The sequence below is a fragment of the Pseudomonas sp. HMWF006 genome (assembly GCF_003061205.1).
GTDB lineage: Bacteria > Pseudomonadota > Gammaproteobacteria > Pseudomonadales > Pseudomonadaceae > Aquipseudomonas > Aquipseudomonas monsensis.
Window position 1 is genome coordinate 3,184 of sequence record NZ_QAIU01000592.1, and the last position, 2,967, is coordinate 6,150.

Below are 2,967 nucleotides of genomic sequence, written 5' to 3' on the forward strand. Positions count from 1 at the left end.
CTCCGGGCTCATATCCTCCGGGTCATAGCGGCTCAGACAACCTTCGCCCAATGTGGCGGGCGCTTTGGAAGTGGCTTTGTCCAGCGGATCGCTCATCAGCATGTCCTCGGGTCGGAAACGGCGAAGGGGCCTGAATGAAGAAGGGCCTGAGCGATTGAACGCCCAGGCCCTTCAGAATTCAAGCGCACGTGCGTTCGATCAGAACACCACGGTCTTGTTGCCGTGCACCAGCACGCGATCTTCGAGGTGATAACGCAAGCCACGGGCCAGCACCATCTTCTCGACATCGCGACCGAAACGCACCATGTCTTCGATGCTGTCGCTGTGGCTGACGCGGACCACGTCCTGCTCGATGATCGGGCCGGCATCCAGCTCTTCGGTCACGTAGTGGCAGGTCGCACCGATCAGTTTCACCCCACGCAGGGAAGCCTGGTGGTACGGCTTGGCACCGACGAACGATGGCAGGAAGCTGTGGTGAATGTTGATCACCTTGTGCGCATATTCGCGGCACAGTTCCGGCGGCAGAATCTGCATGTAGCGCGCCAGCACCACCACCTCGGCATCGTGCTGTTTGACCAGGCGCGACACTTCGGCGAACGCCGGTTGCTTGTCCTGCGGATTGACCGGGACATGGTAATAAGGAATGCCGTGCCACTCGACCATGCTGCGCAAGTCGTCGTGGTTGGAAATCACGCAAGAGATTTCGCAATCCAGTTCATCGCTGTGCCAGCGATGCAGCAGGTCGGCCAGGCAGTGGGATTCGCGGCTGGCCATGAGCACCACGCGCTTTTTCTGCTCGGTGTCGGTGATGCGCCAGTCCATCGAGAACTCTTCGGCGATTGGCGCAAACTTCTCGCGCAATACTTCAATACCGAAGGGCAGCGAATCGGCACGAATTTCGTGACGCATGAAAAACCAGCCGATCTGATTGTCGGAGTGGTGGCTCGCTTCAGTGATCCAGCCGTTGTGGGACGCCAGAAAGTTACTGACTTTGGCAACGATGCCAACGCGGTCCGGGCAAGAGATCACCAGCCGATAGGTGCGCATGAGGGGGAAACTCCAGAACTTCGCAAAGGCCGCCATTCTAGCGACTGCGCAGGAAAACTGCAGTATTGATGACCGTTACCGTGGCTGCCGCTCCGAATTACGGCTTTTTGACGGAATGATTCGTCAGGACAGTGGCGCACCGATGGCCTGGTTGATCAGGCAACTGTGAATATCTGTGATGACTGCATCACACTATTTAACGGGGCATTCAATTTATCGCTAACTCTTGTAACTAAATTAAATAAAAAGTCCGGTTAAATGTTTACTTGATGAAACAGCCTGACTATTATTGCCGCACTGTCCCCTGTCATTCAGCACTCTACTAAGGTAGTAATCATGTCCTTGATCAACGAATATCGCGCCACCGAAGAAGCAATCAAAGAGCTGCAAGCCCGTTTGAAGAACCTGTCGCAAGACGACAAACTGCAAGCCGAGCTGGAATTCGAAGGCAAACTGCGCACCCTGATGGGCGAATACTCCAAATCCCTGCGCGACATCATCGCACTGCTGGATCCGGATGCAAAAACCAAGGCACCACGTGGCGGTGCAGTAAAAACTACTGGCACCAAGCGTGCACGCAAAGTTAAACAATACAAAAACCCGCACAATGGCGAAGTCATCGAAACCAAAGGTGGCAACCACAAAACTCTGAAAGAGTGGAAAGCCAAGTGGGGCGGCGACGTGGTTGAAGGTTGGGCTACCCTGCTGGGCTAAGCCGCAATGCCTTCGCAGAGCAATCCGCGAAAAAAATAACGCCAGCGAATGCTGGCGTTTTTTTATGTGCGTTTTTCAGAGCCGGTCATGTTCGTTTTCAAAGATCCAAACGTTTGCGTAATGCCTGGACATAATTCTGCCATTGATTGAGCACCTCTTTCTGACTCGCCGTCGCACTATGCATCCATTCGTCGGCCGCCTCTGTAAAAGATGCCAAGGTATTCGGAGCGCCCCATTCCGGCGCAGACAAACGCTGCTGACAAAATATCCGCCAGCGTTCTTGCTCTTCAGAATTCAACGTATCGGGAAAGTTGCGCGCTCGATATCGAAAGAGCAATTCGGGCAAACGTTCATCATCGAAAGGCCATTGCTCTTGCGCTAGTTGAGCAGGGTCAGCGCTTCTGACTTGCTCACATAGACGTCGATCGCGGTCACCGATAAATCCGTCGTACAACTGTTGCTCCGGATCTTCGCTGGGGATGAAATCTTCGCTGGCATAAATGGCCGCGACTTTATCTTTCCAAACTTGTTGTGCGTCAGTTAGTCGCAGTGCTCGTGCCTGATACAACGCCATGTCCAGCCCCAGACGCTGCTGATCTTCGCCACGCAACACCGCCAGGGGCGCGACCACCGGGCAACGATTGATGTGAATCAGCTTGAGCGGCACCGGCAGTTGGCCTTCGGGCAAATCGTCACGACGGGTGTACAGCCGCTGGCGCAGGGTCTGCGCGTCAAGATCGAGCAAGCCCTGCGGATCGAGGTGCAGATCGCAGACGATCAAGGCATTGCGATTCTTCGGGTGCCAGGCCAGTGGCAGCACCACACCGACGTAACTGCGCGCCGCCGAGAAGCGCCCGGACACATGCACCAAAGGCTGTAACAGGCGAATCTGATCCATCACCTTCTGCTTGCTGCGCAACTGAAACAGCCAGTCATAGAGTTTTGGCTGCTTCTCGCGGATCAAGCGCGCCAGGGCGATGGTCGCGCGCACGTCGGACAACGCTTCGTGGGCATGCCCGTGATCAATGTGATTGGCGGCGGTCAGGCGTTCGAGCTTGAGGGTCACCCGGCCTTCGTCATCGGTCGGCCAGACCAGACCGTCGGGGCGCAAGGCATAGGCCGCACGCACCACATCAATCAGATCCCAGCGACTGTTCCCGCCCTGCCACTCGCGGGCATAGGGGTCGAAGAAATTGCGATACAGAC

At 55.8% G+C, this 2,967-nt stretch carries 3 protein-coding genes; 1 reads left to right on the plus strand and 2 read right to left on the minus strand.

What is annotated here, in order from left to right; translation table 11 throughout:
* Positions 1 to 198: 198 nt before the first annotated feature.
* On the minus strand, positions 199 to 1,047 hold the full coding sequence (gene purU, locus DBR24_RS27355) for a formyltetrahydrofolate deformylase (protein WP_123467252.1): 849 nt from the start codon (positions 1,045 to 1,047) through the stop codon (positions 199 to 201).
* Between the two features lie 336 nt (positions 1,048 to 1,383).
* Between purU and mvaT the strand changes: the two genes are divergently transcribed.
* Positions 1,384 to 1,761 carry a histone-like nucleoid-structuring protein MvaT gene (mvaT, locus tag DBR24_RS27360; protein ID WP_038366705.1) on the plus strand — a complete coding sequence of 126 codons (378 nt, stop codon included), beginning with the start codon at positions 1,384 to 1,386 and terminating at the stop codon, positions 1,759 to 1,761.
* A 97-nt stretch (positions 1,762 to 1,858) separates the two neighbouring features.
* Here the strand turns inward: mvaT and sbcB are convergent.
* The coding region (sbcB, locus tag DBR24_RS27365; RefSeq protein WP_128616276.1) for an exodeoxyribonuclease I at positions 1,859 to 2,967 on the minus strand (1,109 nt) is incomplete at its 5' end.

Excerpts from the sequence above, each read along its gene's own strand:
- mvaT (WP_038366705.1), top strand. The coding sequence starts at position 1,384 with ATGTCCTTGATCAACGAATATCGCGCCACCGAAGAAGCAATCAAAGAG.
- purU (WP_123467252.1), bottom strand. The coding sequence starts at position 1,047 with ATGCGCACCTATCGGCTGGTGATCTCTTGCCCGGACCGCGTTGGCATC.